At 40.1% G+C, this 25,360-nt stretch carries 24 protein-coding genes, 1 rRNA gene and 1 other RNA gene; 8 read left to right on the forward strand and 18 right to left on the reverse strand.

What is annotated here, in order from left to right; translation table 11 throughout:
- A complete protein-coding gene (gene nspC / locus PHR02_RS05370; protein ID WP_299989975.1) occupies window positions 1–1,143 on the reverse strand; it encodes a carboxynorspermidine decarboxylase in 1,143 nt (380 codons plus the stop codon).
- A 125-nt stretch (window positions 1,144–1,268) separates the two neighbouring features.
- On the opposite strand from nspC, the gene amrA reads away from it, so the two are divergent.
- The 6 genes from amrA to PHR02_RS05400 all read left to right on the forward strand — a co-directional run bounded on the left by amrA (window position 1,269) and on the right by PHR02_RS05400 (window position 8,651).
- A complete protein-coding gene (gene amrA / locus PHR02_RS05375) occupies window positions 1,269–1,826 on the forward strand; it encodes an AmmeMemoRadiSam system protein A (protein WP_299989977.1) in 558 nt (185 codons plus the stop codon).
- Window positions 1,819–2,619 (forward strand): AmmeMemoRadiSam system protein B, encoded by an 801-nt coding sequence (gene amrB, locus PHR02_RS05380; protein ID WP_299989979.1) that lies wholly within the window; start codon window positions 1,819–1,821, stop codon window positions 2,617–2,619. Before amrA ends, amrB begins: the two co-directional genes overlap by 8 nt.
- A gap of 114 nt (window positions 2,620–2,733) precedes the next feature.
- Window positions 2,734–3,987: a diguanylate cyclase gene (locus PHR02_RS05385; protein WP_299989981.1), complete on the forward strand. Its 1,254-nt coding sequence runs from the start codon at window positions 2,734–2,736 to the stop codon at window positions 3,985–3,987.
- Window positions 3,988–4,445: 458 nt separating this feature from the next.
- Window positions 4,446–4,691 (forward strand): type II toxin-antitoxin system Phd/YefM family antitoxin, encoded by a 246-nt coding sequence (locus PHR02_RS05390; RefSeq protein WP_299989983.1) that lies wholly within the window; start codon window positions 4,446–4,448, stop codon window positions 4,689–4,691.
- Window positions 4,688–5,086 carry a type II toxin-antitoxin system VapC family toxin gene (locus tag PHR02_RS05395; RefSeq protein WP_299989985.1) on the forward strand — a complete coding sequence of 133 codons (399 nt, stop codon included), beginning with the start codon at window positions 4,688–4,690 and terminating at the stop codon, window positions 5,084–5,086. The genes PHR02_RS05390 and PHR02_RS05395 overlap by 4 nt, the downstream gene beginning before the upstream one ends.
- Before the next feature lie 40 nt (window positions 5,087–5,126).
- Window positions 5,127–8,651 (forward strand): AAA domain-containing protein, encoded by a 3,525-nt coding sequence (locus tag PHR02_RS05400; protein WP_299989986.1) that lies wholly within the window; start codon window positions 5,127–5,129, stop codon window positions 8,649–8,651.
- A 4-nt stretch (window positions 8,652–8,655) separates the two neighbouring features.
- Here PHR02_RS05400 and PHR02_RS05405 read toward each other — a convergent pair whose 3' ends face one another.
- The 15 genes from PHR02_RS05405 to mltG all read right to left on the reverse strand — a co-directional run bounded on the left by PHR02_RS05405 (window position 8,656) and on the right by mltG (window position 21,055).
- Window positions 8,656–8,967, reverse strand: a complete 312-nt coding sequence (locus PHR02_RS05405) for a DUF2442 domain-containing protein (RefSeq protein ID WP_299989988.1) — start codon at window positions 8,965–8,967, stop codon at window positions 8,656–8,658.
- 10 nt (window positions 8,968–8,977) lie between these two features.
- A complete protein-coding gene (locus PHR02_RS05410; RefSeq protein ID WP_299989990.1) occupies window positions 8,978–9,235 on the reverse strand; it encodes a DUF4160 domain-containing protein in 258 nt (85 codons plus the stop codon).
- A gap of 52 nt (window positions 9,236–9,287) precedes the next feature.
- An RNA gene (rnpB, locus tag PHR02_RS05415) (RNase P RNA component class A) lies at window positions 9,288–9,620 on the reverse strand.
- Between the two features lie 81 nt (window positions 9,621–9,701).
- Window positions 9,702–9,998: a DUF2018 family protein gene (locus tag PHR02_RS05420; RefSeq protein ID WP_299989991.1), complete on the reverse strand. Its 297-nt coding sequence runs from the start codon at window positions 9,996–9,998 to the stop codon at window positions 9,702–9,704.
- Window positions 9,999–10,101: 103 nt separating this feature from the next.
- Window positions 10,102–10,659 carry a 2-oxoacid:acceptor oxidoreductase family protein gene (locus PHR02_RS05425; RefSeq protein WP_299989993.1) on the reverse strand — a complete coding sequence of 186 codons (558 nt, stop codon included), beginning with the start codon at window positions 10,657–10,659 and terminating at the stop codon, window positions 10,102–10,104.
- A gap of 10 nt (window positions 10,660–10,669) precedes the next feature.
- Window positions 10,670–11,527, reverse strand: coding sequence for a 2-oxoglutarate ferredoxin oxidoreductase subunit beta (locus PHR02_RS05430; RefSeq protein ID WP_299989995.1), 858 nt, complete (start codon window positions 11,525–11,527; stop codon window positions 10,670–10,672).
- On the reverse strand, window positions 11,527–12,672 hold the full coding sequence (locus PHR02_RS05435) for a 2-oxoglutarate synthase subunit alpha (RefSeq protein WP_299989997.1): 1,146 nt from the start codon (window positions 12,670–12,672) through the stop codon (window positions 11,527–11,529). Before PHR02_RS05435 ends, PHR02_RS05430 begins: the two co-directional genes overlap by 1 nt.
- Before the next feature lie 12 nt (window positions 12,673–12,684).
- Window positions 12,685–13,002, reverse strand: a complete 318-nt coding sequence (locus PHR02_RS05440) for a 4Fe-4S binding protein (RefSeq protein WP_299989999.1) — start codon at window positions 13,000–13,002, stop codon at window positions 12,685–12,687.
- A gap of 25 nt (window positions 13,003–13,027) precedes the next feature.
- Window positions 13,028–13,309: a heavy metal-associated domain-containing protein gene (locus PHR02_RS05445; protein WP_299990001.1), complete on the reverse strand. Its 282-nt coding sequence runs from the start codon at window positions 13,307–13,309 to the stop codon at window positions 13,028–13,030.
- Entirely contained in the window at window positions 13,309–14,181 is an 873-nt protein-coding gene (sucD, locus tag PHR02_RS05450; RefSeq protein WP_299990003.1) for a succinate--CoA ligase subunit alpha, read from the reverse strand. The genes PHR02_RS05445 and sucD overlap by 1 nt, the downstream gene beginning before the upstream one ends.
- Before the next feature lie 3 nt (window positions 14,182–14,184).
- Entirely contained in the window at window positions 14,185–15,354 is a 1,170-nt protein-coding gene (gene sucC, locus PHR02_RS05455; protein WP_299990005.1) for an ADP-forming succinate--CoA ligase subunit beta, read from the reverse strand.
- 20 nt (window positions 15,355–15,374) lie between these two features.
- A complete protein-coding gene (gene fumC, locus PHR02_RS05460; RefSeq protein WP_299990007.1) occupies window positions 15,375–16,766 on the reverse strand; it encodes a class II fumarate hydratase in 1,392 nt (463 codons plus the stop codon).
- Window positions 16,766–17,725, reverse strand: a complete 960-nt coding sequence (gene mdh, locus PHR02_RS05465) for a malate dehydrogenase (RefSeq protein WP_299990009.1) — start codon at window positions 17,723–17,725, stop codon at window positions 16,766–16,768. Before mdh ends, fumC begins: the two co-directional genes overlap by 1 nt.
- Before the next feature lie 130 nt (window positions 17,726–17,855).
- Window positions 17,856–20,051, reverse strand: coding sequence for an NADP-dependent isocitrate dehydrogenase (locus PHR02_RS05470; RefSeq protein ID WP_299990011.1), 2,196 nt, complete (start codon window positions 20,049–20,051; stop codon window positions 17,856–17,858).
- A gap of 101 nt (window positions 20,052–20,152) precedes the next feature.
- The gene (gene mltG, locus PHR02_RS05475; RefSeq protein WP_299990012.1) at window positions 20,153–21,055 is read right to left on the reverse strand and encodes an endolytic transglycosylase MltG; all 903 of its coding nucleotides are present in this window, start codon (window positions 21,053–21,055) and stop codon (window positions 20,153–20,155) included.
- Between mltG and PHR02_RS05480 the strand changes: the two genes are divergently transcribed.
- Complete coding sequence (locus PHR02_RS05480) at window positions 21,027–24,206, forward strand: AsmA-like C-terminal domain-containing protein (RefSeq protein WP_299990013.1); 3,180 nt, start codon at window positions 21,027–21,029, stop codon at window positions 24,204–24,206. The two genes, mltG and PHR02_RS05480, sit on opposite strands and share 29 nt — an antisense overlap.
- Before the next feature lie 37 nt (window positions 24,207–24,243).
- Window positions 24,244–24,474, forward strand: coding sequence for a hypothetical protein (locus PHR02_RS05485; RefSeq protein ID WP_299990015.1), 231 nt, complete (start codon window positions 24,244–24,246; stop codon window positions 24,472–24,474).
- Here the strand turns inward: PHR02_RS05485 and PHR02_RS05490 are convergent.
- Together PHR02_RS05490 and rrf are read right to left on the reverse strand one after the other, a co-directional pair.
- Window positions 24,471–25,136: a tRNA-uridine aminocarboxypropyltransferase gene (locus PHR02_RS05490; RefSeq protein WP_299990017.1), complete on the reverse strand. Its 666-nt coding sequence runs from the start codon at window positions 25,134–25,136 to the stop codon at window positions 24,471–24,473. The genes PHR02_RS05485 and PHR02_RS05490 overlap by 4 nt on opposite strands.
- 116 nt (window positions 25,137–25,252) lie before the next feature.
- Window positions 25,253–25,360: ribosomal RNA gene (gene rrf, locus PHR02_RS05495) — 5S ribosomal RNA — on the reverse strand; the annotation flags it as partial.

Raw genomic sequence — 25,360 nt, forward strand, 5'->3', positions numbered from 1 at the left:
TTATGAGAGACGATCTCGATAGTCTTCATATCCGAATTCATGGATGATTTTGAGCTCACCCTCTTTCGTCCAAAAAGCAAGAGAAGGGAGTTTGATCCCATTAAATGTTGTATTTTTGACAAAAGTATAGTGAATCTGATCTTCGAATATAATCTTGTCCCCTACTTTTAGCGGTTCATCGAACGAATAATCACCCATAATATCACCCGCAAGACAGGTATTACCACCGAAACGATAGGTATACGCCTTCTCGCCCGCTTCTCCAGATCCTCGAATCATTGCACGATACGGCATTGCGAGGGTATCGGGCATATGTGCTTCGGCAGAGCTATCGAGAATAGCGATATCCATCCCGTTATGGACAATATCGAGTACCGAGGCAACGAGCGGTCCCGTCTGCCATCCAATTGCTTCTCCCGGTTCGAGATAGACGGTGATGTTATTATGTCGAGATTTAAATGCCTTGATAACTTCAATCAGACGATCTACATCATAATCAACACGCGTAATATGGTGCCCTCCCCCGAAATTGATATATTTCATTCCGTCGATATAGGGACCAAATTTCGCTTCAAAGGCTTCTAGAACACCTTCCAACGCATCGACGTTTTGTTCACATAGCGCATGAAAATTAAGTCCGTCAAGTTTTGAGACAATAGAATCATCGAAATTGGCTAACGTCGTCCCCAAACGGCTGTAGAGTCCGCACGGGTTATAGAGATCGACAGGCGATGATGAGTATTCAGGATTGACGCGGAGCGATACGGAGATGTTTGGATTTATTGATTTAACTCGATCATAATAGCGATGAAATTGCGCTGGAGAGTTAAAGACTATATCATCACTAATACGTGCGATCTCATCGATATCCTCATCTTTGAACGCGGGGGAATAGGTATGAACCTCTTTATCCATTTTCTCCCGTGCTAGTTTAGCTTCATGTAATCCGCTGGCGGTACATCCTTGGAGATATTTCGACACAAGCGGAAAGGTTGACCACATGGCGAAACCTTTGAGTGCTAGGATGATTTTTGCTCCCGATTCCCGCTGAACACGTTCCATGAGAAGGAGATTTTTTTCTAATAGTGCCTCTTCACAAATGTAACATGGTGTGTGTGGGAGTTTTGAAAAATCGATACTCATCTCGAAGTCCTTGAAAAATAATGGCGTGATTGTAGCATATCACGATTTCAATCGTTGTACCGCTTCTCTTGCTTTGCAAGTTTAGGAGTGCTAGAATAAAAAAAACAGATCGAAAGGGGCTCCTAATGATGAATCAATTGTACCTCACGATTGCCAGAGAAGCCATCCTCAGTGCTTTTGAAAACTCGCAGATTGATACCAATGCTCTGCTTCGTGCCTATCCCGATCTCGCACAGCCATACGCGACGTTCGTCACCTTGACTTTACATGGAAAACTAAGAGGGTGTATCGGATCGTTAATAGCGCATAGACCTCTGGTTGAGGATTTAATATCCAATGCTTCATCAGCAGCATTTCGTGATCAACGTTTTCCTTCTTTGACTCCAGAAGAATTCCCAGAAATTCGTATCGAAGTTTCACTTTTAACGTCGCCGAAACGTGTTGAATATACCTCAAAAGAAGAGCTTCGAAGGTTGATTCGTCCCCTAGTCGATGGAGTAATTTTGCGTCTAGGGAATCAACAAGCTACGTTTTTACCTCAGGTATGGGAAGAACTTACCGATTTTGATGATTTTTTTGCTCATTTAGGGCTCAAAGCCGGAATCGGTCACGATCCGCTCTCTTTTCATCCGGAAATTTACACCTATCAAGTAGAAAAACATAAGGAAGGGAACGATGTCTAAAAGAATGATGTCTGTTGCTGGAAGCTTTTATCCTGCATCCTCTAGTGATATCAATACTATGATAGATTATTTTAACACGGTTCTCGAATCTCATTCTGATATAGCGGCACGTTTTGATAGCTTGAACGGCAATGCGGTAATCGTTCCCCATGCAGGGTGGGTATATTCGGGATTTACCGCCAATATTGCCTTTCGTGTTCTAAGACACACTCATCCTAAAACCGTTGTGGTAATCGGACCATCGCATAAAGTCGGTTTTGAGGGGGTTAGTATAGGTGATCATGAACTCTATCAAACACCGTTGGGTGATTTAGTGATTGATACGACTCTCGTCAATGATATCAAAAAGCAGTTTTCGCTTACTACGTTTTCAGAAGCCCATCACGAACATAGTACCGAAGTTCAAATGCCGTTTATCAAATACTATATGCGCGATGTAAAAGTGATCGAGATGGTTTATGCCTATTCTGATCCGATTCAGATATCTCCACTTATCGAATATCTACTGAATCAGTCTGATACTGCTGTTGTTATTAGTACCGATTTGAGTCATTATTATACGTTGGATGAAGCGAAAAAACTCGATTTAATCTGTTTGGAAGCGATAAAACATGAAAACAGCACGATGTTGCATCAAGGGTGTGAAGCGTGCGGAAAAATCGGAGTTGAAGCAATGCTGGATGTCGCCAACAAACGCAATATGGAAGCAGTATTGCTCGATTATCGCACCAGTGCTGATGCGAGCGGAGATAGCACCCGTGTTGTTGGGTATGCAAGTGCTTTATTTAGATAAATTAGCTTTGAAAGGCAGACACAAATGGCTTTTAATCCCTTTTATTTGATATTTTTTTTGACTATGAATAGGCTATAATATATAACATAAACAGTTTTACACATAGGTACTAGTATGAGCTTAAAAAACAAAAATATTATTCTCTTTTTTTCATTATTACTCATAGCAGGCTACGTAATAATAGGTATGGCACTCTATGAATATACTCACAAATATGCTGAAGATCAAAATAAAAAGAAACTGGATCAGCTTCTACTCAACCAAGAAGCGTTGCATAGCTATCTCGAAGATCATTTAAAACCGGTTATTTACAAACTTAAAGAGGAAAATAAACTCTACAGCGATTTTTTTGATCCGAAAGTTTTATCTTTTACCTATATTGCTCGTGGAATTCATCAACAGCTTAATGTACTTAGAGATGAACATAACATTACACGTATTTACTACAAACTAGCAACGGACAATCCTAGAAATACACTGAATAGTGCATCTGCTGATGAACGAAATTTGCTCCAATATTTTCGAATGAATCCAGATGTCAAAGAATACAGTTCTATTGTCCAAGAAAACAACCATAACTATATTTATTACGCTATGCCCATAAAGCCAAATAAAGATTCTTGCATGAAATGTCATTCGACTCCCGATAAGGCACCTACTGAATTAATCGAACAATACGGAGATAAAGCGGGATTTGGAGAAAAAGTTGGCAATATCCGTGCCATCATATCTCTCAAAATGCCCTTTGATGACGAATTGGCAGAAGCAAATCGGATTTTCTACCTTATAATGGGAATGCTGACACTTTTTTTACTTAGTTTATTTGGTATTGTCCTCTTTTTTATGCGACGACTTGATCATAAACAGCAAATCATTGAAGAAAAAAATAAAAACCTTTCGATTCTTGCCGAACGTGATGGATTAACCAATGTCTACAATCGTAGAAGTTTTGATACCGATCTCGTAGATCGCATTAACAATCCTGCCTTGACACTCATCATCTTTGACATAGATTTTTTCAAAAATATAAATGATACCTATGGGCACCAAGTAGGAGACAATATCCTTATCAGCTTAACATCTCTCATACGTTCCAATCTACGAGAAGAGGATCATCTCTATCGTATCGGTGGTGAAGAATTTGCTATTTTGACGTTCAAAGAAAATAGTGAAGATGCAGAACAATTGGTTGCACGTGTAATGCAAAAAGTTTCAATTCATGATTTTAAAATTTCTCAGCATATTCATATAAGTGCAGGGATTGCACAGCGATCTGGTACTGATTCAGCATTAGATTTATTCAAACGTGCTGATGATGCTCTCTACCGTGCAAAAGAAGAAGGACGAAATTGTTATAGAGTTGGATAGCAGTTAGAAGATAGGTACGATGTATAGTGCTATATTCGATATAATCGTTCGAGCTTAAACGATCACGTATGATCATGGTTGTGCGTCCAAATGGGAACACCCGCTTTTATCATGGATCAAAGCCAATGTGCACAAAAAGCCACAACCTTGTTTCCGCCGCTCTACTACAGCAGTCCTTTTCAAGCAGGTTCTCAATACCCGACTATCTCCCATAACACACCCACTATTTTCTCTCATACAAAAAGAGGATTCATCTTCCCGCCCACCTACAGCTGGCAAGATTATAATGAACCTGTGAGGAAAAAATCGTTTAATGAGTGTATGAATAAAATGGGGTGGGAATGGAGTTTTAAGTGAAACATTAATACATAGTCCACTATTCTCCTAATTCTTAAAGCATGAACTTGACAACTTGTCAATTAAGTGTTATGATGATCTAAAATAGAAAAGGTTATCCCATGCAATCGATACAGGTAGGACAATTAAAAAGTGATTTTTCCAATATCTTGCATTTGGTTCAAGAAGAGGGAAAAACCTTTATCATTGAGTATGGTAAAAACCACAAAAAAGTAGCGATGATAGTCCCCTACGATCCTTACATTGAAAATCAAGAAGAGCGCAAATTCGGTTTGTACAAAAACAAAGGAAGTGTCCGTTTTAGCGATGATTTTGCAATGAGCGAAGAGGAGCTTTTAGGGTTATGAAATATATCATCGATACTCATATTCTGCTATGGCTTATTTTTGACCCTGACAAGATAGATACTAAAAAGCTGGAACTACTCAAAAATCCGAAAAACGGTGTTTTTGTTACCAATATCAGCTTTTGGGAAATTGCTTTGAAATACGGCTTAGGAAAACTGGAGCTTCAAGGATTAGCTCCCGACGAGCTACAAGATGTTGTTAAACAAATGGGGATTGAAATCCATAGCGTTGATCCTCTGAGTATGTCTAGTGTTTACAAACTTCAAAAAATGGACAACCATCGAGATCCGTTTGATCGTTTGATTATTTGGGACTGTATTCAGCAGGGATATACGTTGGTTTCGGATGATTCTAAATTTAAGCAGTATGAAGATGTGGGGCTGAGAATAGTTTGAGCTTGCAATAAAACATAATATTAAAGATAAATGAAAGATAATGCAAAACCGAAAATACTTTAAATATAAAATCTCTGAACTCGAAGATATTTATGAAAATTCCATAAATGATTATGGCGTTTTAGAAGAACTTGAAGAAGAACTGATGCATAGATCAACGCAAAGTGCAAGAAAGCTTCTACATAAAATCCAAAATATATTGAGCACAGAACAATCTTTAATTCCTTTTGATGAGGTTAATTTTTCTAATTCTACTGCAACTACAATTGCGTTTCCAATCATCCAAAAAAATAAATATGATCCCGAAAATTTAGAAGAAGAAAAACCAATAGACTGGAATAAAGTATTGTCTTCAAATAAAGACATAATAGCTAGTTTTGGAGATAAAGAACCTAACATAAAACCAATTGATATCCGTCCTGAAAATATTCTCGATACATGGATGGCTATTGAGGCTCTTTCACCACAATCTTATAAAACTCCTAATGATCTCATCATTGGACAAGGTTCTGTATGCTATCTAAAATCAGGACAAGAACCATGGAATTTAGGCGAAAAATCCAAACCAAATAATAATCTTTACTATCTTGTTTATCTGGGTGCAATTGGCTTAGAAAAAGCAACTATTCAATTACTTAGCAAATATCAAGATAAGCATATTGAGCGCCAACAAAGCAAAGGGCTAGCATCGCTTGGTGTTGTTTTGCTTAATAAAAATGGGATACCATTGCCCGATACGGGACTGGCTATATCTAGTTTTGGTTGGGCTTATATGATGGCAATGCAAGGAAAGTTAAGTGAATTAAAGTATTGGGAAATAGCTGAAAAACACCTCAAAAATGGCTTAGAAAAAATAATCTACCAAAAAGATGATGAGGGACAACTTTTACCCTTTTCGCTCAATAAAGCAGTAGAAGCTTTTAACTGGATTACACAAAACTATTATCTTTCCCAAGGTGAATGCACTCCTCCAACTTTCGCTATTCGGCTGTATCAGCCCTTTAGTAAAGGTGAACCAGAAACACCCCTGCTGAATAGTTTTTATCTCAATGATTTACAAAGAGCTAAACAAACTATAGAGACTGGGAAATGTGGCAAAGCTTTATCACAGTATCTTGGGATATTAAAACCTGAAAGCACTCATGATATATTAAAAGATAAAATATACATTGAAAAAGCACTTGAGCCAATAAAAACACCTCTTGCTCGCTGGCCAGGGAAGGGAAACCATTCACTTGTACTATTACAACAGGCATCGGTTAATATAGCATTAGATGAGCTTCGGTCAGAAGGTCTATTTTCTGTAAACGGACCGCCAGGAACAGGTAAAACAACTTTGTTACGTGATATTGTTGCTGCCGTACTTCTTGAACGATCCAAAATATTATTGAAGTTTAAAGATGCAGAAGATGCATTTGATTATGCAGGAAAAATGAAGCTAGGCAATAATTTCATTCATCTTTATAAACTAAACGAGTCACTTAGTGGTCATGAAATACTTGTAGCTTCTTCTAATAACAAAGCCGTCGAAAATATTAGTAAAGAGTTACCTCGAAAATCACAGATCGCTGAAAATATCGAGGAACTTAATTTTTTTAAAACCTTGAGTGATCAGTTATCAGGGGAAGGTGAAGACACCGAAACATGGGGAATTATCGCAGCTGTTTTAGGAAATTCAAAAAATAGAAGTGCTTTTATCGATAAAGCGTGGTGGGATGACAATTCTTCATTAAAAAAATATTTTAAATACATCACTGGACAACTAAACTTTGATATAGATGAAAACGGTAAAGAAATTATCCCAAAAATTATCGAAGAATGTGATCCACCTAAAAATCTAGTTGAGGCCAAAGCTCGTTGGGAAAAAGCAAAAGAGGAATTTAGCAAAACCTTAAATGCTGCTGCAAATATGACTGCTTTAGCACAGAGTGCATACGAAAATTATCATCTTATTTCTCGGCTGAAAATAAATATTGCCAACAATCAAGCAAAGCAAATTCAATTACTTGAAAGTATCAAACTCGCTAAAGTTAACAATGAGAATCTAAAAATTGTTTTAAAGCAAAGTGAAGTCTCTCTTAATATAGAGCAAGAAAAAGAAAAATTATCTTTATCTCGAAAGCCCAATTTTTTGGTACGTATCTTTATGCGTTCACAATGGCAAATATGGAAAGACGACTACCAGCATATTTATTCAAAATTCTTAGAGCATCGTGACAATTACAATCAACTACTTATGCAGTCACAAAACGCTATTAAAAAGCTCGAAAATCTGGAATCCGAATATATTAAATGTCAATCAGATGAAAAAGTATTTGAAAATGAATTGAGTGAAGCTATTTCAAAATTAGAAAAGTACTCTGAAATTTGTGGTGGGAAATTAGTAACACCTGATTTATGGCTTTTAAGTCATGAAGAACAGCAAACATTCACACCAAATTTTACGGATAAAGTGCAACGATTGAGGGATGATGTTTTTGTTGCATCTATAAAATTACACAAAGCTTTTATAGATGCTTCTAGTCAAAAGCTTCGTCAAAATATGGCCGCATTTTTTTCGTGCTTAAGCGGTAGTTCACTTCCACATGACAAGCAACAATTGCTACCAGACCTTTGGTCGAGTGCTTTTCTAGTTGTGCCCGTTATGTCTACAACCTTTGCATCTGTTGGGCGGATGCTCAAGGAACTTCCAAAAGAAAGTTTTGGATGGTTATTGATTGATGAAGCAGGACAGGCATCCCCACAAGAAGCTATTGGAGCCATTTTCAAAGCCAAGCGTGTACTAAGTGTAGGAGATCCTTTACAAATTGAGCCAGTGGTAACACTTCCGTCCTCAATAATTGAGGGGATATCGAAACATCTAGGAGTTGATCCTACGGAATGGACTGCGCCAGATGCGTCTGTTCAAATTCTTTCGGATAAATCCAATATCTATGGTGCTACAATCCCAAGAGATTTAAGTGAAATTAGAATTGGAACGCCTCTTCTTGTACATCGTCGCTGTGAAAACCCTATGTTCTCAATCTCTAACAAGCTAGCCTACTGTGGATTAATGGTTCATGCCACAATCACAAAGAAATCCGACATTACAGAGTTATTCGGAGTCCAAACTTTTTGGTTCGATGTACGCGGAGGCGTAGAAGAAAAATGGTGCCCTGAAGAAGGCGAACAAGTATGTAATATGCTGCTAAAAGCTATTGAGTATTTCGCAGGTGATCCAGATATTTTTGTGATTACACCTTTTAAAATTGTTGCTGAAAGAATGAGAAGACGAATGGAGCATGAACAAGAACGGCTTTTAAATTTTGGAATTTCCAATCCTAGTGATTGGATTAAGAACAATATTGGAACGGTACATACATTTCAGGGCAAGGAAGCGAAAGCCGTAATTCTTCTTTTGGGTGCACCTTGTCCTACGCAAAATGGAGCAAGAAGTTGGGCAACAAACAATGTTAACTTACTCAATGTAGCTGTTTCTAGGTCGAAACAAAATTTTTATATTGTAGGAAATAGAGAGCTTTGGGAAGGTATTGGAAATATGAAGCTAGTCTCTCAATATATATAAACTATTACCCTACATTCCCCAACGAATAAAGCCCACTCACTTTATTTTCCATTTCCACTTCATCCTCAGAAACCTTTTCCCCTACCTTTTGTGATATAAAGAATAAATATTCTGGGGCAATGTCAGCTCCATTTTTCCAACTGATTGTTCCACAATCGATGAAAAAAGATTTGAAATAGTCCATATCGTGCAACGGCACAAAAATCTCCCCATCAAGCTCATGCGATAAATCAACAACTCGCTCTATCGTATGATTGAAGACTAGTTTGAGGTTATATCCATCTAAATAGGTTGCATGTGTTACTTCTAAAATCATACTATGCTCCTTATCTAAGAGGTTCAATTTTTTGTGGTAGTTTTTTATCCATCGCCAAATTCCAATCTGCGATCAATTCATCTTTGTGAAGTTCTGCCCATTCTAAAAGCATTTGAAGGGCACGTTTCGGGAATTTACCCTCTACAATCCAACCATCAAGATAGACAATGATTTTAAATTCGGCATATTCTGCATGAAAATGAGGAGGATTATGCTCACGAAAATTGATATAAACGCGAATACCGTAAAAGCTACTGATTTCAGGCATATCAATACTCCTAATCATAAATAAATATTTGATTATTGTATCATAAGAAATGTAAGTAGGTACAACGTAAGCCGGGTTCTGGATGAAGTGATAATTAATCTACTGCCTAGATCACTCTAGGCCTCTAGCGAAACAATAGCGATGTAGGACGCTAACCATCTGTTTCTTGCTGCCCGGTTGGGTTTACATAGCTCTCCTAGTTGCCTAAGAGACTGGTGGGCTCTTACCCCGCCGTTTCACCCTCACCTCTTGCGAGGCGGTCTACTCTCTGTTGCACTGATCCCTCATGTTACCATGGCCATCCGTTAGATGGAACCGTGTCCTACAGCAGCCCGGACTTTACCTCTTGGGATTACTAGTTCCAAGCTATCACCTGTTGTACCTATAAAATTATATTGAAAAGTTGATTAAAAAGAGAACTAAAGAGGTGGATTCCCAATCAAGTTGGGAATGACGAAAATGAATATCAATCGGAAAGTTTATAGATCAAACGTCCTGCATATTCCATGTAGAGACTTTTTTTATGCAATTCGATCTCTTCTTGGTTCATCAAAGCATAACTCTCTACGATGCGGTTTAGATCGTCTTCATCGTGCTGCTTCATCAGCATCTTTTCCATAACCGCGATTTTCGTGATGATTTCATCAAAATCATACTGGTATAAATCTTCGCTCACTTGTTTGGCGATATCCCAATACTTTGATTGCGGTGAACCGCTGAAAATATCGTCTTCGTCTTCGAATAGTGCTTCAAATCTTGACATAATGAACTCCTTTTGTGTTGTGACAGCGTATCAAACTATAGATTAAGGGGGATGGAAAGGGAAAAATTAGTCTGTCGGGGGAATTTCCCGCCTAAGCGGAAAATTAAGAAGCCATCGCTTCGAGAGCGTATTTTTTACCGAGATCGTACGCTTTGTTGTTAACATCGTGTACTTTTGCCGGTACTTTCGAGAGCATAACACCGCGAAGTAATTCATCGTCCAATGCTTTCATAAACGTGTTAGCAATCGCAAGAGCGATAACCGATTGAGTAATAACGTTTCCAACTTCATCTTTTGCGATGGTAATGATTGGAATCTCAACGATGTTCCATCGTTTACGATCTTCATCACTCGGATGAACCAAGTTTGGCTCAACAACGATAGTACCACCCTCAGAAACACCACCTTTAAAAAGGTTGTAGCTCGCTTGGGCAACAGAGAGCATGAAATCGATTTCACCGTCATTTGCATACGGATAGAAAATCTCTTCATCATCCAAAGTGATATCAACAACGGTCGGTCCACCACGTACTTGTGATGTATAGGTAGCGGTTTTAAGACCGTGACCACCCTCTTTGATTTTTGCAGCAGCGAAAATTTCTCCCGCAAGAAGAACACCTTGTCCGCCAACACCTGTAAATCTCATTAATGTTCTAGCCATAGTGTTCTCCTTAAATTTTCTTCGCGAAATCGTCTTGGGTAATCGTTTTACGTTTACCTTGATGGAATGCTTGTACTTCTTTGTACATATCGCAGTACTCTTTCGCATTTTCGTCGTGTTTCAAAACGCCCGTAGGGAATTTGTTTATTTTTTCTTCTTCGCTAAGTGCTTCCCATTTTTTCAATGGAGTTGTGATACTATCGATCCACTCAAGGTTTTCCATCGCACTTTGCATTTTGTTTTTACGGCCAAGGTTGATGTGGCAGTTTGACATAACGTCAAAGAACGCGAATCCGTTGTGCTGGAACCCTTTTACCAAAACTTTTTCAAGTTTTTTCGGATCAAGCATCGTCTCACGCGCTACGAATGAAGCACCTGAAGCAATCGCAAGTTTACATGCGTCGAATGTTGGGTCGATATTCCCTGATTTTTGGCTCACCGTCCACATACCCTGAGGAGTAGTAGGAGAGGTTTGAGAGTTAGTCAATCCATAGATAAAGTTATTAATAACGATAAATTTGATGTCGATATTACGGCGACATGCGTGAATCGTGTGATTACCACCGATTGCCAATGCATCACCGTCACCCGCTACACAGATAACTTTTTTATCCGGGAAAGCAAGTTTGATACCGGTTGCAAATGCTACCGTACGACCGTGTGTTGTATGAACGGTGTTGAAATCAACATACGATGAGAAACGGCCAGAACATCCGATACCGGATACGACACACACATCATCTTGTTTCCAACCACAAGTTTCGATTGCACGAATAACGGCTTTAAGAATTACACCGTCACCACATCCCCAACACCAGAGTGTAGGCATTTTTTCTAAACGTAAATATTGGTCATAATTGAAAGCCATTAGATGATCTCCTTCACTTTGTTAACGATTTCATACGGAGAGATAGCTCGTCCGTTCACTTTGTACAAACCGTGAATATCGAGACGGCTTGCAACACGTTCAACTTCTTCGGTGTATTGACGAATATTTAACTCAACACATAGAACATTTTTCACTTTATCGGTAAAATGTTTGATACGCTCAGCCGGACTTGGCCACAAGGTAATCGGACGGAAAAGACCCGCTTTGATCCCTGCTGCACGAAGGTGACGAATCGACTCTTTTGCTGCCAATGATACTGAACCGTACGCGATGATCAATACATCGTTTTCTTCAAGATCATCACACATATACTCTTCATTAAGTTCGATTTCATCCGTATGCATCATGACTTTGTCTTCAAGACGTTGAATCAATTTACGACACGTTTCAATCTCTTCCGTCGGGAACCCTTTACCATCATGGTGAAGCCCTGTGAAGTGGTAGCGATATCCTTGGAACATAGGGTTAAGAACCGCTGCTTCATCATCACCGACTCCGTATGGACGGTAATCTGCAGGTGCACCTGTAAAGACTTTACGAGGAACGATCCCTTTTTTAACATCTTCAACCGTTGGGATCATCGCTTTACCGTGCATGTGACCGATTGTCTCATCCAAAAGGACGATTACCGGTTGCATGAAGCGATCCGCTAGATTGAACGCACGAACGGTTTCCGTATAACACTCTGCCAAGTTCCCTGCACACAGGGTGATAGAACGATAGTCACCGTGTGATGGGTTACGTGCTTGACGTACGTCACCTTGAGATACACGTGTCGGAAGACCCGTTGATGGACCACCGCGCATAACGTTAACAAGAACCAAAGGAACCTCTGCCATTTGCGCTAAACCGAGGTTTTCCGCTTTAAGAGATACCCCAGGACCTGATGTAGCGGTCATAGTACGAACACCCGCCATACCGGCACCTACTGCTGCAGCAATACCTGCAATTTCATCTTCCATCTGAATACACGTACCACCGACTTCAGGCAAAAGGTCTGAAATGGTGTGCATAACTTCAGATGATGGAGTAATCGGATATCCTCCGAAGAACATACATCCTGCGTCTACCGCAGCTTCAGCCGCCAAATCGTTACCGGTTGAAATTACTTCTCTCAATTCCATATTTTGCTCCTTTTAAGCGCTAAGCTTCATATATTTATTTTTCTTGATAGCTTCAGCTCTCTCTTTAGCTTGATCTGAAAGTTTTGAAAACTTGTATTCAGATTTATCCGCTACGTAAATAGCAAAATCAGGACAATTAAGTTCACAATCATTACAGCCGATACATGCTTCAGCCGCTACGATCTCAATCATAGCTCCAAGTGTCGATGTCGGCTCAAGTCTCATAGCTAAGACTCCTGCCGGACACACTGATACACAGATATCACAAGCTTTACATCTTGCTTCATCAACCCACACCGGAGTGTTTTCTGGCGCTTTAAATATTGACATTCCTTCTCCTCAATTTTAGATTAAACTAATTTATTTTACCGAGTGCACACGACACAAAGCTTTTGGCTTTTAAAATCGTATCTTCGCTAAATCCTCTCTCATCAGTGGTTAGAGGATATCCGAGACTTCTTAAAATAGCCTGAACTTGTGCTAATTGCGCCTCGTCTGCAATCTCTACTGTTACTTTACGAGGCTCGCACGATAGATCAACACTGACCTCTTCAAATCCACTTTTTTGAAGTGACGTTGTTATCGTATTGGCACACCCGCCGCAACGAACATTTGCAACTTCAAAAGTAGCTATCATTATTTTTTCATCACTTCCGCGAGTGCTTTTCCGATATCCGCTGGAGAGACAACAACTTTTACACCAGCCGCTTCGAGAGCTGCCATTTTCTCTGCCGCTGTACCTGCACCACCGGAGATAATTGCTCCAGCGTGACCCATACGTTTACCTGCAGGTGCGGTTTGACCCGCGATGAACGCAACAACCGGTTTGGTGATGTGCTCTTTGATATACGCCGCCGCTTGGATCTCCAAGTCTCCGCCGATCTCACCAATCATAACGATCGCATGTGTTTCAGGATCTGCTTCGAACATCGGAAGGAGTTGTTTGTACGAGAGACCAATGATCGGGTCACCGCCGATACCGACCGCAGTCGTAATACCAAATCCCTCTTTAACGACTTGGTTCGCAGACTCATAGGTCAACGTCCCTGATTTAGAGATCAAACCGATGTTCCCTTTTTTGAAAATGAACCCCGGCATAATCCCGATTTTGCACTCTTCTGCAGTGATAATTCCCGGACAGTTTGGCCCGATGGTCATCATATCTTTTTTAACCGCGTACGCTTTTGCAAACATCATGTCTTTTACAGGAGCGCCTTCGGTAATAATAACCGCAAGAGCGATCCCTGCATCTGCCGCTTCCATAACCGCATCAGAAACGAAAGCCGGTGGAACGAAGATCATAGAGACAGTAGCGCCCGTGCTTGCAACCGCTTCAGCTACGGTATTAAATACCGGTTGACCGAGGTGCTCTTGTCCACCTTTACCCGGAGTTACCCCACCGACGATTTTGGTGCCGTATGCCATACATTGCTCTGCATGGAACGTCCCCTCTTTACCTGTGAAACCTTGAACGATAACTTTTGTATCTTTGTTGACCAAAATAGACATTAATTACTCTCCCTTAGCTGCTGCAACGGCTTTACGTGCGCCGTCTGCAAGATCGGTTGCCGCTACGATGTTAGCGATACCGGCATTTTTTAGAATCTCTGCCGCTTCGATAGCGTTTGTACCATCAAGACGTACGATAACCGGTACGTTTACGTTAGTGATTTTTGTCGCTTCGATAATACCGTTAGCAACGCGATCACAACGGACGATTCCACCGAAGATGTTAACGAAAATTGCTTTTACGTTTGGATCTTTGAGGATAATATCAAACCCTTTAGCTACCGTTTCCGCACTCGCAGAACCGCCGACATCGAGGAAGTTGGCCGGTTTACCACCCTCATAGTTGATGGTATCCATAGTCCCCATCGCAAGACCGGCACCGTTAACCATACAACCGACGTTACCGTCAAGTTTGATGTAGCTAAGACCGTATTTGTCCGCTTCAATCTCAGTTGGTTCTTCTTCACTCAAGTCACGCATTTCGTTCACTTGGTTTTGACGGTAAAGAGCATTATTATCAAAGCCCATTTTCGCATCCAGTGCCAAGAATTTGCCATCGCCTGTTTTAACAAGAGGATTGATTTCGATCATCTCGGCATCGTGATCCATGTAAACACGGTACAGCGCAGCGGCAAATTTGATAAACGTGTTGATCTCTTCAACCGGAAGACCCAAGCCAAATGCTAATTTACGACCGTGAAAGCTTTGGAATCCTGTCAACGGATCGATAGAAACTTTGATAATTTTTTCAGGAGTATTGTGGGCAACCTCTTCGATCGCCATACCACCCTCAGTAGATGCCATCATGATCGGCATTTCAAGTGCGCGATCAAGCAAGAGTCCAAGATAGTACTCTTTTTTGATGTCAGCGCCCTCTTCGATGTAAACTTTTTGTACGAGTTTACCCTCAGGTCCTGTTTGGTGCGTTACGAGTTGCATCCCTAGGATTTGAGCCGCCATTTCACGTACTTCAGAAGTTGATTTAGCGAGTTTAACACCACCGCCTAAACCACGTCCACCCGCATGGATTTGAGCTTTAACAACCCAAATGCTTCCGCCGAGTTCTTGAGCCGCTTTAACCGCCTCATCGGGTGTAAATGCAATGTGACCGCGCAAGGTCGGTACATTGTACTTTTTGAATAATTCTTTTGCTTGATATTCGTGAATATTCATCCATTCCTCCTGTTATAAGTTTACGCTATTGGTCTTGTCATCTCTTCAGGGATGACATATTTATCGAACTCTTCGGCTGTAAGTAGACCGAGTTTAATCGCGGTCTCTTTCAGTGTGGAGTTCTCTTTGTGTGCTGTTTTGGCAATTTTTGCCGCGTTTTCATACCCGATGTACGGGTTCAATGCCGTAACGAGCATCAATGAGTTATTCAAATATGCGTCGATCTGATCACGTACCGGCTCGATCCCTACCGCGCAGTTATCGTTAAACGACACGATAGAATCTGCGAGCAAACGAACCGACTGTAAAAAGTTATAGGCGATAACCGGTTTAAATACGTTTAGCTCAAAATTCCCTTGGCTCGCCGCGAAACCGATACATGCATCGTTCCCCATAACTTGACAGGTTACCATGGTCACCGCTTCGGATTGGGTCGGGTTGACTTTACCCGGCATGATGGATGAACCCGGCTCGTTTTCAGGGATCGTTATCTCGCCGATTCCACAACGCGGCCCTGACGCCAACCAACGAACGTCATTCGCAATTTTCATCATATCCGCCGCAAGGGCTTTTAGTGCACCGTGTGCAAATACAAGAGCATCATGAGAGGTCAACGCATGAAATTTATTCGGTGCTGTTACAAATTTATGACCTGTTAATTCAGTCAGTTTTGCCGCTACACGCTCACCTAATTCAGGATGAGCATTAAGCCCAGTTCCGACCGCTGTACCGCCTAGAGCGAGTTCGCGTACCGATTCGAGAGAATCTTTTGCCATTTTTTCACATTTGTTGAGCATCTCTACCCAACCGCTGATCTCTTGACCGAGAGTGAGCGGTGTTGCGTCTTGAAGGTGGGTACGTCCGATTTTGACGATATCGCTGAACGCTTCGCTTTTAGCGATCAAGGTTTTACGTAAATGATCGATTGCAGGCAATAGACGCGTTTCTACCGCGATCACCGATGCTACGTGCAATGCAGTAGGATAGGTGTCATTTGAGCTTTGTGATTTGTTAACGTCATCGTTCGGGTGAACCAGTTTTTGAGTACGGAAATCACCGCCGAGAATCTCGGTTGCACGGCTTGCCAACACTTCATTGTTGTTCATGTTTGACTGAGTACCCGAACCCGTTTGCCATACCACGAGAGGATAATGAGCATCAAGTTTGCCTGAGAGCATCTCATCTGCCGCCTGAGCGATAGCATCCGCTTTTTCTTTACTCAACATTCCAAGATCGCAGTTAACCAACGCTACCGCTTTTTTGAGAAGAGAAAATGCTCTTGTAATTTCATACGGCATTTTCTCTTCACCGATTTGGAAGTTCTCCAGTGAACGCTGTGTTTGCGCTCCCCAGTAAGTGTCATTCGGTACTCGAACTTCACCCATCGTATCTTTTTCGATGCGATAACTCATTATTTGGCTCCTTCAAAAAATTTATTTGTGTTGAGGGTATCAATCAACCCTTGAACCGAGGCACATGATGCGGCAAACATTGCTTTTTCCGTCTCATTCAACGTTACTTCAATGATTTTCTCGGCACCGTTGGCTCCCAACATAACAGGAACACCGCTTACCACATCATGAAAACCGTATTCCCCTTCGAGGTAAACGGCACACGGATGAATTTGCTTGGTATCTTTCAAGATCGCTTCTACCATAATCGCTGTTGCTTTTGCCGGAGCATAATAAGCTGATCCTGTTTGGAGAAGCGCTACGATTTCCGCTCCCCCTTTGCGTGTGCGTTGAACAATCTCATCGATTTCATCCTGAGTTAAGACATCGGAAAGAGGAACACCCGCAACCGTCGAATAGCGCGGAAGAGGAACCATATCATCCCCATGTCCACCCATAACCGACGCACGAATCTGCCCGCCGCCGTATCCGAGTTTTTCTTGGATAAATGCCGCCATACGAGCACTGTCCAATACTCCCGCCATACCGATAACGCGGCTGCGATCAAAACCACTCTCACGCAATGCCACATAGGTCATAGCATCCAGAGGGTTAGAAACCATAATAACGATTGCATTGGGAGAGTATTTTGCAACTCCCTCGATTACTTCACGGGTAACATTTGCATTGATCATCAATAAATCATCACGACTCATCCCCGGAAGACGTGGGCTTCCAGCAGTAATGACAACGACGTCACAATCGGTCATATCAGCCATTGTTTCTGCAACAATTACGGTTGAATGTGATCGAACAGCGGCAGCCGCTTGTGACATATCAAGTGCTTTTCCTTTTGCAATTTCGATTTTATTATCACGAAGAATGATCTCATGGCAAGAGCCAAGCATTGCAAGAGAGTAAGCAATCGTCGAACCGACATTTCCTGCCCCTACGATTCCGACACGTTTTCCTTTAACCATTTTCCTACTCCTTGTGTCATATCAGTATTTCTCTTATTATTAGAGAAATAAAAGACGATTAAATCGCCTTTTATCTATAGAGAAAATTCTACAGATAAAAAACGATTCCGGCGAACCGGAATCTAAGCACTTAGATTGCGCCAATAATGGTGTTCAATGTTGCACTTGGACGCATAGCAGCTGTTGCTTTCACTGTGTCCGGATGGAAGTAACCGCCGATATCTTGAGGTTTTCCTTCTACTGCTAGAAGTTCTTCCATGATTTTAGCTTCATTTTCAGACAACGCTTTAGCCACGTTAGCAAATTTTGATGCAAGTTCTGCATCCACAGTTTGCTCAGCCAACGCTTTTGCCCAGTATTGAGCCAAGAAGAAATGACTTGCTTTGTTATCCGGCTCACCCGCTTTACGTGATGGTTCTTTGTTATTATCCAAATACGCCGCGTTTGCTTCATCGAGAGCCGCTGTAAGAGCGCTCAATTTGTTATCTTTTTTCGTTTTATTGATGTGACGTAGTGACTCAGCAAGAGCCAAGAATTCACCCAATGAATCCCAACGAAGGTGACCCTCGTTTACGAATTGCTCAACGTGTTTCGGAGCCGATCCGCCCGCACCTGTTTCAAACAATCCACCACCTGCAAGAAGAGGAACAATAGAGAGCATTTTAGCCGACGTTCCAAGCTCAAGGATTGGGAACAAGTCAGTCAAATAGTCACGAAGAACGTTACCTGTTGCTGAAATGGTGTTTTGCCCTGCACGTACACGTTTCAAAGAGAACGCCATCGCTTTTTCAGGAGCCAAAATGTGGTACTCAATTCCATTTTTGTTGAACTCAGGAAGGTACGCGTTCACTTTTTTGATGATTTCAGCATCGTGCGCACGGTTTTCATCTAACCAGAACACAACCGGAACGTTTTCGATCTCTGCACGCTCAACCGCAAGACGTACCCAGTCTTTGATCGGGATATCTTTCGCTCTCGACATACGCCAGATATCACCTTTCTCAACATTGAAAGTCATCAACACGCCGCTATCATCAGATACACTTACAACGCCGTCTTCTGCAATTTCAAATGTTGTCGGGTGTGAGCCGTACTCTTCCGCTTTTTGAGCCATCAAACCGACGTTTGATACTGAACCCATAGTCGTAACGTCGAATTGTCCGTTTTTCTTACAATCTTCAATACACTCTGAGTACATGGTTGCGTAACAACGATCCGGGATTGTTACGATACATTGTTGTACTTTCCCTGCCGGATCCCACATTTTACCGCCATCACGTACCACAACCGGTAGTGATGCATCGATGATCACGTCGTTAGATGCGTGTAAGTTCGTGATCCCTTTATCAGAATCAACCATTGCCATAGCCGGTTGAGTCGGGTAAACCGCCATGATAGCCGCTTCGATCTCCGCTTTTTTATCAGCGGGGAGTTTTGCCAATTTTTTGTATAGATCACCAAGACCGAGGTTCGGGTTAACACCGATCTCTTTGAAATCAGCTCCGTATTTTTCAAATACATCTTTAAAGAAGACAGATACCGCATGACCGAACATGATCGGATCGGATACTTTCATCATCGTTGCTTTGAGGTGGATAGACCAAAGGATGTTTTTCTCTTTCGCTTCTGCAATCGCATCAGCATAAAATGAACGTAACGCTTTTGCACTCAAGAAGGTACCATCGAGTACTTCACTATCAACCGCATTGATCTCTTTAAGAGTTTTGCCGTTCAAAGAAATAACAACTTTGCCATCCCCTACTTTAGTGATTGATTGCTCATTCGCGTAGAAATCACCGCTGTTCATGTGGGCAACGCGAGTTTTTGAATCCGCATCCCACGCACGTAGTTTGTGTGGGTTTTTCTTTGCAAAGTTTTTAACCGCAACCGCCGCACGACGATCTGAGTTACCCTCACGAAGAACCGGATTAACCGCTGAACCAAGACATGTAGCATAACGTGCAAAAATCTCTTTTTCTTCATCTGTTTTAGGCTCTTCCGGATACGACGGAAGATCGTAACCTTGAGTTTGAAGCTCTTCAATACACGCTTTAAGCTGTGGAATTGAAGCAGAGATATTTGGAAGTTTGATGATATTACCATCGGGTTGCGTAGCAATAACACCTAACTGAGCAAGATTATCAGGGATGCGTTGCGCATCACTCATGCGTTCTGGGAATGTAGCGATAACGCGACCTGCAAGTGAAATATCACTTGTAACAACTTCTACGCCTGCGGCTTGTGTGAATGCATTTACGATTGGAAGTAGCGAATATGTCGCTAGTGCCGGTGCTTCGTCAATTACTGACCAAATGATTTTTGCCATCAGGTTCTCCTGTCATTTTTTTTTATACAAACATCATAACACTTACCGAGAGATTTTTTCTATTTGAGTGTCTATTAGCGTTAATAAGTTGATAAAATGTTTCATTTTGTAGCATTTACTATGTTTTTACGGTGTGTAGAAAAGTAACTACTATAAATATGCTCACCGTTCTTTCCACGAACGAAATAAAGATAATCCGTCCTTGCAGGATAGAGTGCCGCATGTATCGCATCTTTAGATACGTTACAAACGGGATAGAGAGGCAAACCTTTGTTTTTATACGTATTATAGGGAGTTTTGTCTGTTCTAATTCGTCGTGCCGTCACTTTTTGGTGAGAATATTCTCCATAATTCAAAGTCCCATCCATCTGCAAACGCATGTTCGACTTGATTCGATTGTCTATGACAGAACTGACATACGGCATATCTGCGAGTGAAGCTGCTTCTTTTTGTATAACAGATGCTTTTGTTACAATTTGTAACCATTTATCTTTGTCATACGATTGTTTATACTCATCTGCCCATCTTCTCATTTTTTTCTCAGACTCATTCAAAAGATGTACGATCAATTTCTCTTCACTAATTTCATTTGGGATGCTATACGTGTCCGGGACAAAACTCCCCTCTTTAAAAGTGGCATATTTTTCATAGCTATTTTGCAGAACTTTCATATCAAGCGAAAGTTCCTCACTAAGTTGCCGTAAAAAAACAATCGTTGTCTCACCAGGAATTAAGGTAATTTGTCGTGTTGCCGCTTTTGCGGTTGTTAATTGATTGAGAAATTTAATCCTCGACATTTTTTCCTCTTTAATGTCAATCCATCCTTGTTGAGGCTGACCTAGAAGTCGTAAAATAAAAGCATCAAATTGGTAAACATTTACCCCTTCATCTTGGAGGTGTGCTATACTTTTAAAGACAGATCCTTGTGGAATATAGACAATTTTAGGTGATGTGACGGTTGAAAACAGGTAGGTCATGAAAGAGACAATCATTACTACAATCATCCCTAAAACCCATAGATATCTTCTTTTAGGTTTGCTATTTACTTTTTTTCTTGTTTTTTTCACGTTTGTCGCTTTGCTTGAAGGTATTAAAATCGATCGATTGAGCTATCAAGGGCTCATAATCGAGAAATTATATCTCAAATGGGAAAATTCACTCCTTATCAATGCATCAAAAATTGATCTCACCGCTTTAAAACATGAAAAATATCCTCTAACACTAGAGCCTCTCGGCAAACTACCTCAAGTTATACGTTATACAAAAGAATGGGTAAAAGAGATAAAGGTTGATACCGTAGTGTACGATCACTTAAATTTTTCACTTCATTATCGTGAAAATTTACCGGGCGTAATTACACTGTATGACAAAAATGTCTCGTATACTGCTTTCTTTAATATTGATGAAAAACTATTTAAGCTAAATGCTTCGCAATGGAGTATTAAAGGAGCTTTAGTGGATGCAAAGCTCTCAATTGAGCTCATAGAACAACAGCTATACGCTGATATATCAATGCAATTTCCTAAAATACCAACGCTGCATCTCAAAGCTCGTGGTGATACCACTCAATTACGTTTTACGGCAAATTTTGACAATAATCTAACAACCATAAAACCAATTATCGATTTTTTCGAGGTCGATGCCAAGATACAGCCATGGATTATCCAATACGCAAAAGCTTCATCATTTACACTTCACCATTTATCGGGTATGTTTCATTATGATAAACCTGAAGAAATTATCACCTCATTACGTGCAGACGCTTATGTAAAAAACGGTGAATATACCTTTGCAGAAGGGTTTGAGCCTATCTATTCTCCACATATTAAGTTGAAATTTATCAATGGGAAACTTTACATTCTCCCTCTAAAGGGGCATTTTTATAATCTGCCAACTGAAAAGAGCCGTCTAAGTATTGACTTTACAACTCCACAAAGTATGCTGGAGATACATCTTCTGAGTAAACGCGCTGTCTTAAACGAATCTATCTTAGAACTTTTGCATTTTTATGAGATTGATCTTCCGATCCAACAAACGTCAGGAATATGTGATATCGATCTTAATCTCTCTGTTAATCTCCATACCCATGAAACTAAAGCAAATGGTACTTTTCGTCCATCATCTATGGAAATTCTGCTTAGTTCCATTCCTCTATATTCAGATGGTGGAATTGTTAAACTGCACAACACGCAGGTCACATTTGAGCAATTTACTGCCCATTACGGTGATGATATTGCACATGCTAGAGTGAGTGGTGAATATGATGCAACATCAAGAAAAGGTGCTGTCAATATCGAAGCTTTTGACATATCTCCTCTTTCAAACAAAACTCATTTACACCTATACAGTCCACTTCAACCTCTCCAATTAACGTACCTTATCTCACCAAAAGGTGATTCGCTAGTAGTAATGCCATCATTGTGGAATTTAATGGGAGAAAAGCTTACTATAGACGCCTTTCGAGCCCCCTTTGATTATCAAAAAGCAACCAGTTCCTTCCACTCTGTCCCTTTTTCAATTTCCAATACTGTTCAAGGAAAAATTAGCGCTCTTTTAGACGGAACAAAAAAACATACAGATATGCAAATAGAACTTGATTCTTTTAAGCTCGGGGATATCCAACTCAGCCATTCACCTTTTAAGATTAATATTTATCACGATAGTAATCTTACAACTCTACGCAGCTATCAAAGTTCTGCATGGAGCATTAATCAACTTCCACTATTATTATCCCCTTTTAATGCTGTCATGCACAAAGAAACAATTACTTTTGATTCTATTGAAACGGTATTAGATGATTTATTCAAAGGGAATTTTAGCGGTAAATTTTCGTTACGAACGATGCTGGGTTCAGTTGATATCAGTAATATTATTCCCATCAGTCCAAAAGTATCTCCACTTGTTGATACTCAAGAAAATATCAAACTTAAAGTTGATGCTTCTGGTCAAGAACTTATTTTAGATGCCAATACGCTAAAAACGCATTTTACGACTATACCTAATGGTTGGAAAATAACACTGGATGATATTTCACTACTCACAAAGCGTTCTCCGCTATTACGTCAATATCACATTAATGATGGAAATTTAAATATTTATTACACACCGAAAAATTCGCGTTATAGCTTTGAGGGGCTGATTCGGTATCCGTATCATCTTATGATGATTAATTCTCTCCCCATCTCACACTATCGCTTCAATGGCACTTATCAAGATGGTCATACACAAATACGCGTTAATAACCGCATCAATATTAATAAATATGAAGATCATATTCTTATAAAAGCAAAGAATATGGGGATAAATGTACCTCAATTATTTGCATTTTTGTCATCACAAAAACAAATACCTTCCTTGATACCCAACAAAGAAAATTCGTATCTTCCTATTCGAATCTATGCAGATAACACCTATCTATTTTTGATGAAAGATCGAAAAATACTTGCTGATTCAATGCAAGCAACACTCAATAATGATGATTTAGATGCATCGCTGCAACATAGAAGTGGGAATGCCGTCCTCAAAATACGCAATAATGATTTTTACATTAACGGGAAAGGATTTAATGATACATTTATGGAAGATCTTTTTGCCCTAAGCGATTTTAGCGGTGGTAATTTTTCATTTCAAGCTAAAGGCAAATCTGATGAATTCGAAGGAATTATGAGAGTTGAAAATACCATCTTAAAAGACTATAAGCTTCTTAACAATGTGTTAGCTTTCATCAATACTGTTCCATCATTAGCAACATTTTCACTTCCTAATTACAATACTCAAGGTTTACCAGTAGAAGAAGGATATGCACAGTTTAACTATAAAAATGGGATAGTAAACGTTCATAATTTCACCCTAAACTCACCGGAAATAAAAATATTAGGTGAAGGAAATTCTAATTTAAAAACCAAAACTCTCAATGGCTCACTTACCCTCAAGACAGACCTTGGGTCAGCGCTTGCAAAAGTCCCTATGGTTGGTTATATCCTCTTTGGTGACGATGGGTCAATATCAACAACAGTCTCGATTAGCGGAAATATTGAGAATCCAAAAATTGAAACAGCTATTGCAAAAGAAATTGTAACTGCCCCCTATAATATGGTAAAACGCACATTAGTTTATCCATTTTTATGGATGATAGATGACAAAAAGAAAAAGTAACCTATTATAATGTCATCACAAAATACAAAGGATAAAAATGAATTTAAAACAAGAATTGATTAATTTTGGATGTGGCGCTGAATTTATTGATATCGCTTTGGAATATGCCGCCGATTATAACCCAGAAAATGATTTAGAGCATTTCATTGAATACGTTGAAATGGAGTACGCTAAAATAGAAGAAGCTGAAGCTATAAAAGAAAGAGATAATGAAATTGTTGATGCATCAGGTCTTTTCGAAGAATTTGAAGACGATAAAAATCTTTAAAGAGCCTCTCTAGGGATAAAACGAACGGTATCGTTCGATCTTGATGCTGACATAATCTGATAGTTAACCATAGCCATAAATGGATCTAAAAAATGTTCGATAGCATCCTCATCTATCAATTCTAATCCTTGAGCATTTAAAATTTCTAAAAGCGTTTGAGTCGATTCAATAGTAGATAGACAATACTCTTTTGGCTGCTCTTTTATTTGGAATTGTGATATTTTAGTATGGGTAAAACTAAGGCGTGGCAATTGCTGAAGATTACGACTTAATCGGAGCATCTTTACTGAACACGGCCAAGTTGAATCAATTATGAAAATAATAATCTGCTTGTCATTAGTTTCAATCTTTTGTGTATTGATATTTATACTGTTTTTTCCAGGGTAGAGGACAAAACAAAGATTATTCTCATTCTCTATCAGTGCATTGATCGCACTATGCTCACTAAAATCGACATCGATATAGAGTTCAGAATTATTCAAAGAGAGATGAGTTAAATGACCTGTCCCATTTTTTGTCTTTTTGAACTCTTTGGGATGCATTAAGATCACAAATTTGGTCGTTGTATCGATTGATTTGACGTAGGAGCACATACAAGAGCTAATTGGACGATAGCATTTATAACATTTTGCACGTGTATCGATCATTGTTAGTTGTTTCATGCTATAAAGTTGACCTTATTTTGAGAACTATTCAATAATAGGTTGGTAATGAGTGATTGAGTTAATAGGATTTATTTGAATGAGGTTTAAAAAGAAGAGAAGGATAAATTCTGAAAGCCAGGCGGCGACCTACGTTTCCACACCTGAAAGATGCAGTATTATGAGCGATGAGGGTCTTAGCTTCCGGGTTCGGAATGGGACCGGGCGTTTCCCCCTCTCTATAG

It is taken from the genome of Sulfuricurvum sp. (genome assembly GCF_028688295.1).
GTDB lineage: Bacteria > Campylobacterota > Campylobacteria > Campylobacterales > Sulfurimonadaceae > Sulfuricurvum.

Bases quoted from the DNA above. Each gene is read 5' to 3' on its own strand.
- nspC (WP_299989975.1), bottom strand. From the start codon at position 1,143: ATGAGTATCGATTTTTCAAAACTCCCACACACACCATGTTACATTTGT.
- amrA (WP_299989977.1), top strand. From the start codon at position 1,269: ATGATGAATCAATTGTACCTCACGATTGCCAGAGAAGCCATCCTCAGT.
- amrB (WP_299989979.1), top strand. From the start codon at position 1,819: ATGTCTAAAAGAATGATGTCTGTTGCTGGAAGCTTTTATCCTGCATCC.
- PHR02_RS05385 (WP_299989981.1), top strand. From the start codon at position 2,734: ATGAGCTTAAAAAACAAAAATATTATTCTCTTTTTTTCATTATTACTC.
- PHR02_RS05390 (WP_299989983.1), top strand. From the start codon at position 4,446: ATGCAATCGATACAGGTAGGACAATTAAAAAGTGATTTTTCCAATATC.
- PHR02_RS05395 (WP_299989985.1), top strand. From the start codon at position 4,688: ATGAAATATATCATCGATACTCATATTCTGCTATGGCTTATTTTTGAC.
- PHR02_RS05400 (WP_299989986.1), top strand. From the start codon at position 5,127: ATGCAAAACCGAAAATACTTTAAATATAAAATCTCTGAACTCGAAGAT.
- PHR02_RS05405 (WP_299989988.1), bottom strand. From the start codon at position 8,967: ATGATTTTAGAAGTAACACATGCAACCTATTTAGATGGATATAACCTC.
- PHR02_RS05410 (WP_299989990.1), bottom strand. From the start codon at position 9,235: ATGCCTGAAATCAGTAGCTTTTACGGTATTCGCGTTTATATCAATTTT.
- PHR02_RS05420 (WP_299989991.1), bottom strand. From the start codon at position 9,998: ATGTCAAGATTTGAAGCACTATTCGAAGACGAAGACGATATTTTCAGC.
- PHR02_RS05425 (WP_299989993.1), bottom strand. From the start codon at position 10,659: ATGGCTAGAACATTAATGAGATTTACAGGTGTTGGCGGACAAGGTGTT.
- PHR02_RS05430 (WP_299989995.1), bottom strand. From the start codon at position 11,527: ATGGCTTTCAATTATGACCAATATTTACGTTTAGAAAAAATGCCTACA.
- PHR02_RS05435 (WP_299989997.1), bottom strand. From the start codon at position 12,672: ATGGAATTGAGAGAAGTAATTTCAACCGGTAACGATTTGGCGGCTGAA.
- PHR02_RS05440 (WP_299989999.1), bottom strand. From the start codon at position 13,002: ATGTCAATATTTAAAGCGCCAGAAAACACTCCGGTGTGGGTTGATGAA.
- PHR02_RS05445 (WP_299990001.1), bottom strand. From the start codon at position 13,309: ATGATAGCTACTTTTGAAGTTGCAAATGTTCGTTGCGGCGGGTGTGCC.
- sucD (WP_299990003.1), bottom strand. From the start codon at position 14,181: ATGTCTATTTTGGTCAACAAAGATACAAAAGTTATCGTTCAAGGTTTC.
- sucC (WP_299990005.1), bottom strand. From the start codon at position 15,354: ATGAATATTCACGAATATCAAGCAAAAGAATTATTCAAAAAGTACAAT.
- fumC (WP_299990007.1), bottom strand. From the start codon at position 16,766: ATGAGTTATCGCATCGAAAAAGATACGATGGGTGAAGTTCGAGTACCG.
- mdh (WP_299990009.1), bottom strand. From the start codon at position 17,725: ATGGTTAAAGGAAAACGTGTCGGAATCGTAGGGGCAGGAAATGTCGGT.
- PHR02_RS05470 (WP_299990011.1), bottom strand. From the start codon at position 20,051: ATGGCAAAAATCATTTGGTCAGTAATTGACGAAGCACCGGCACTAGCG.
- PHR02_RS05480 (WP_299990013.1), top strand. From the start codon at position 21,027: ATGAAAGAGACAATCATTACTACAATCATCCCTAAAACCCATAGATAT.
- mltG (WP_299990012.1), bottom strand. From the start codon at position 21,055: ATGATTGTAGTAATGATTGTCTCTTTCATGACCTACCTGTTTTCAACC.
- PHR02_RS05485 (WP_299990015.1), top strand. From the start codon at position 24,244: ATGAATTTAAAACAAGAATTGATTAATTTTGGATGTGGCGCTGAATTT.
- PHR02_RS05490 (WP_299990017.1), bottom strand. From the start codon at position 25,136: ATGAAACAACTAACAATGATCGATACACGTGCAAAATGTTATAAATGC.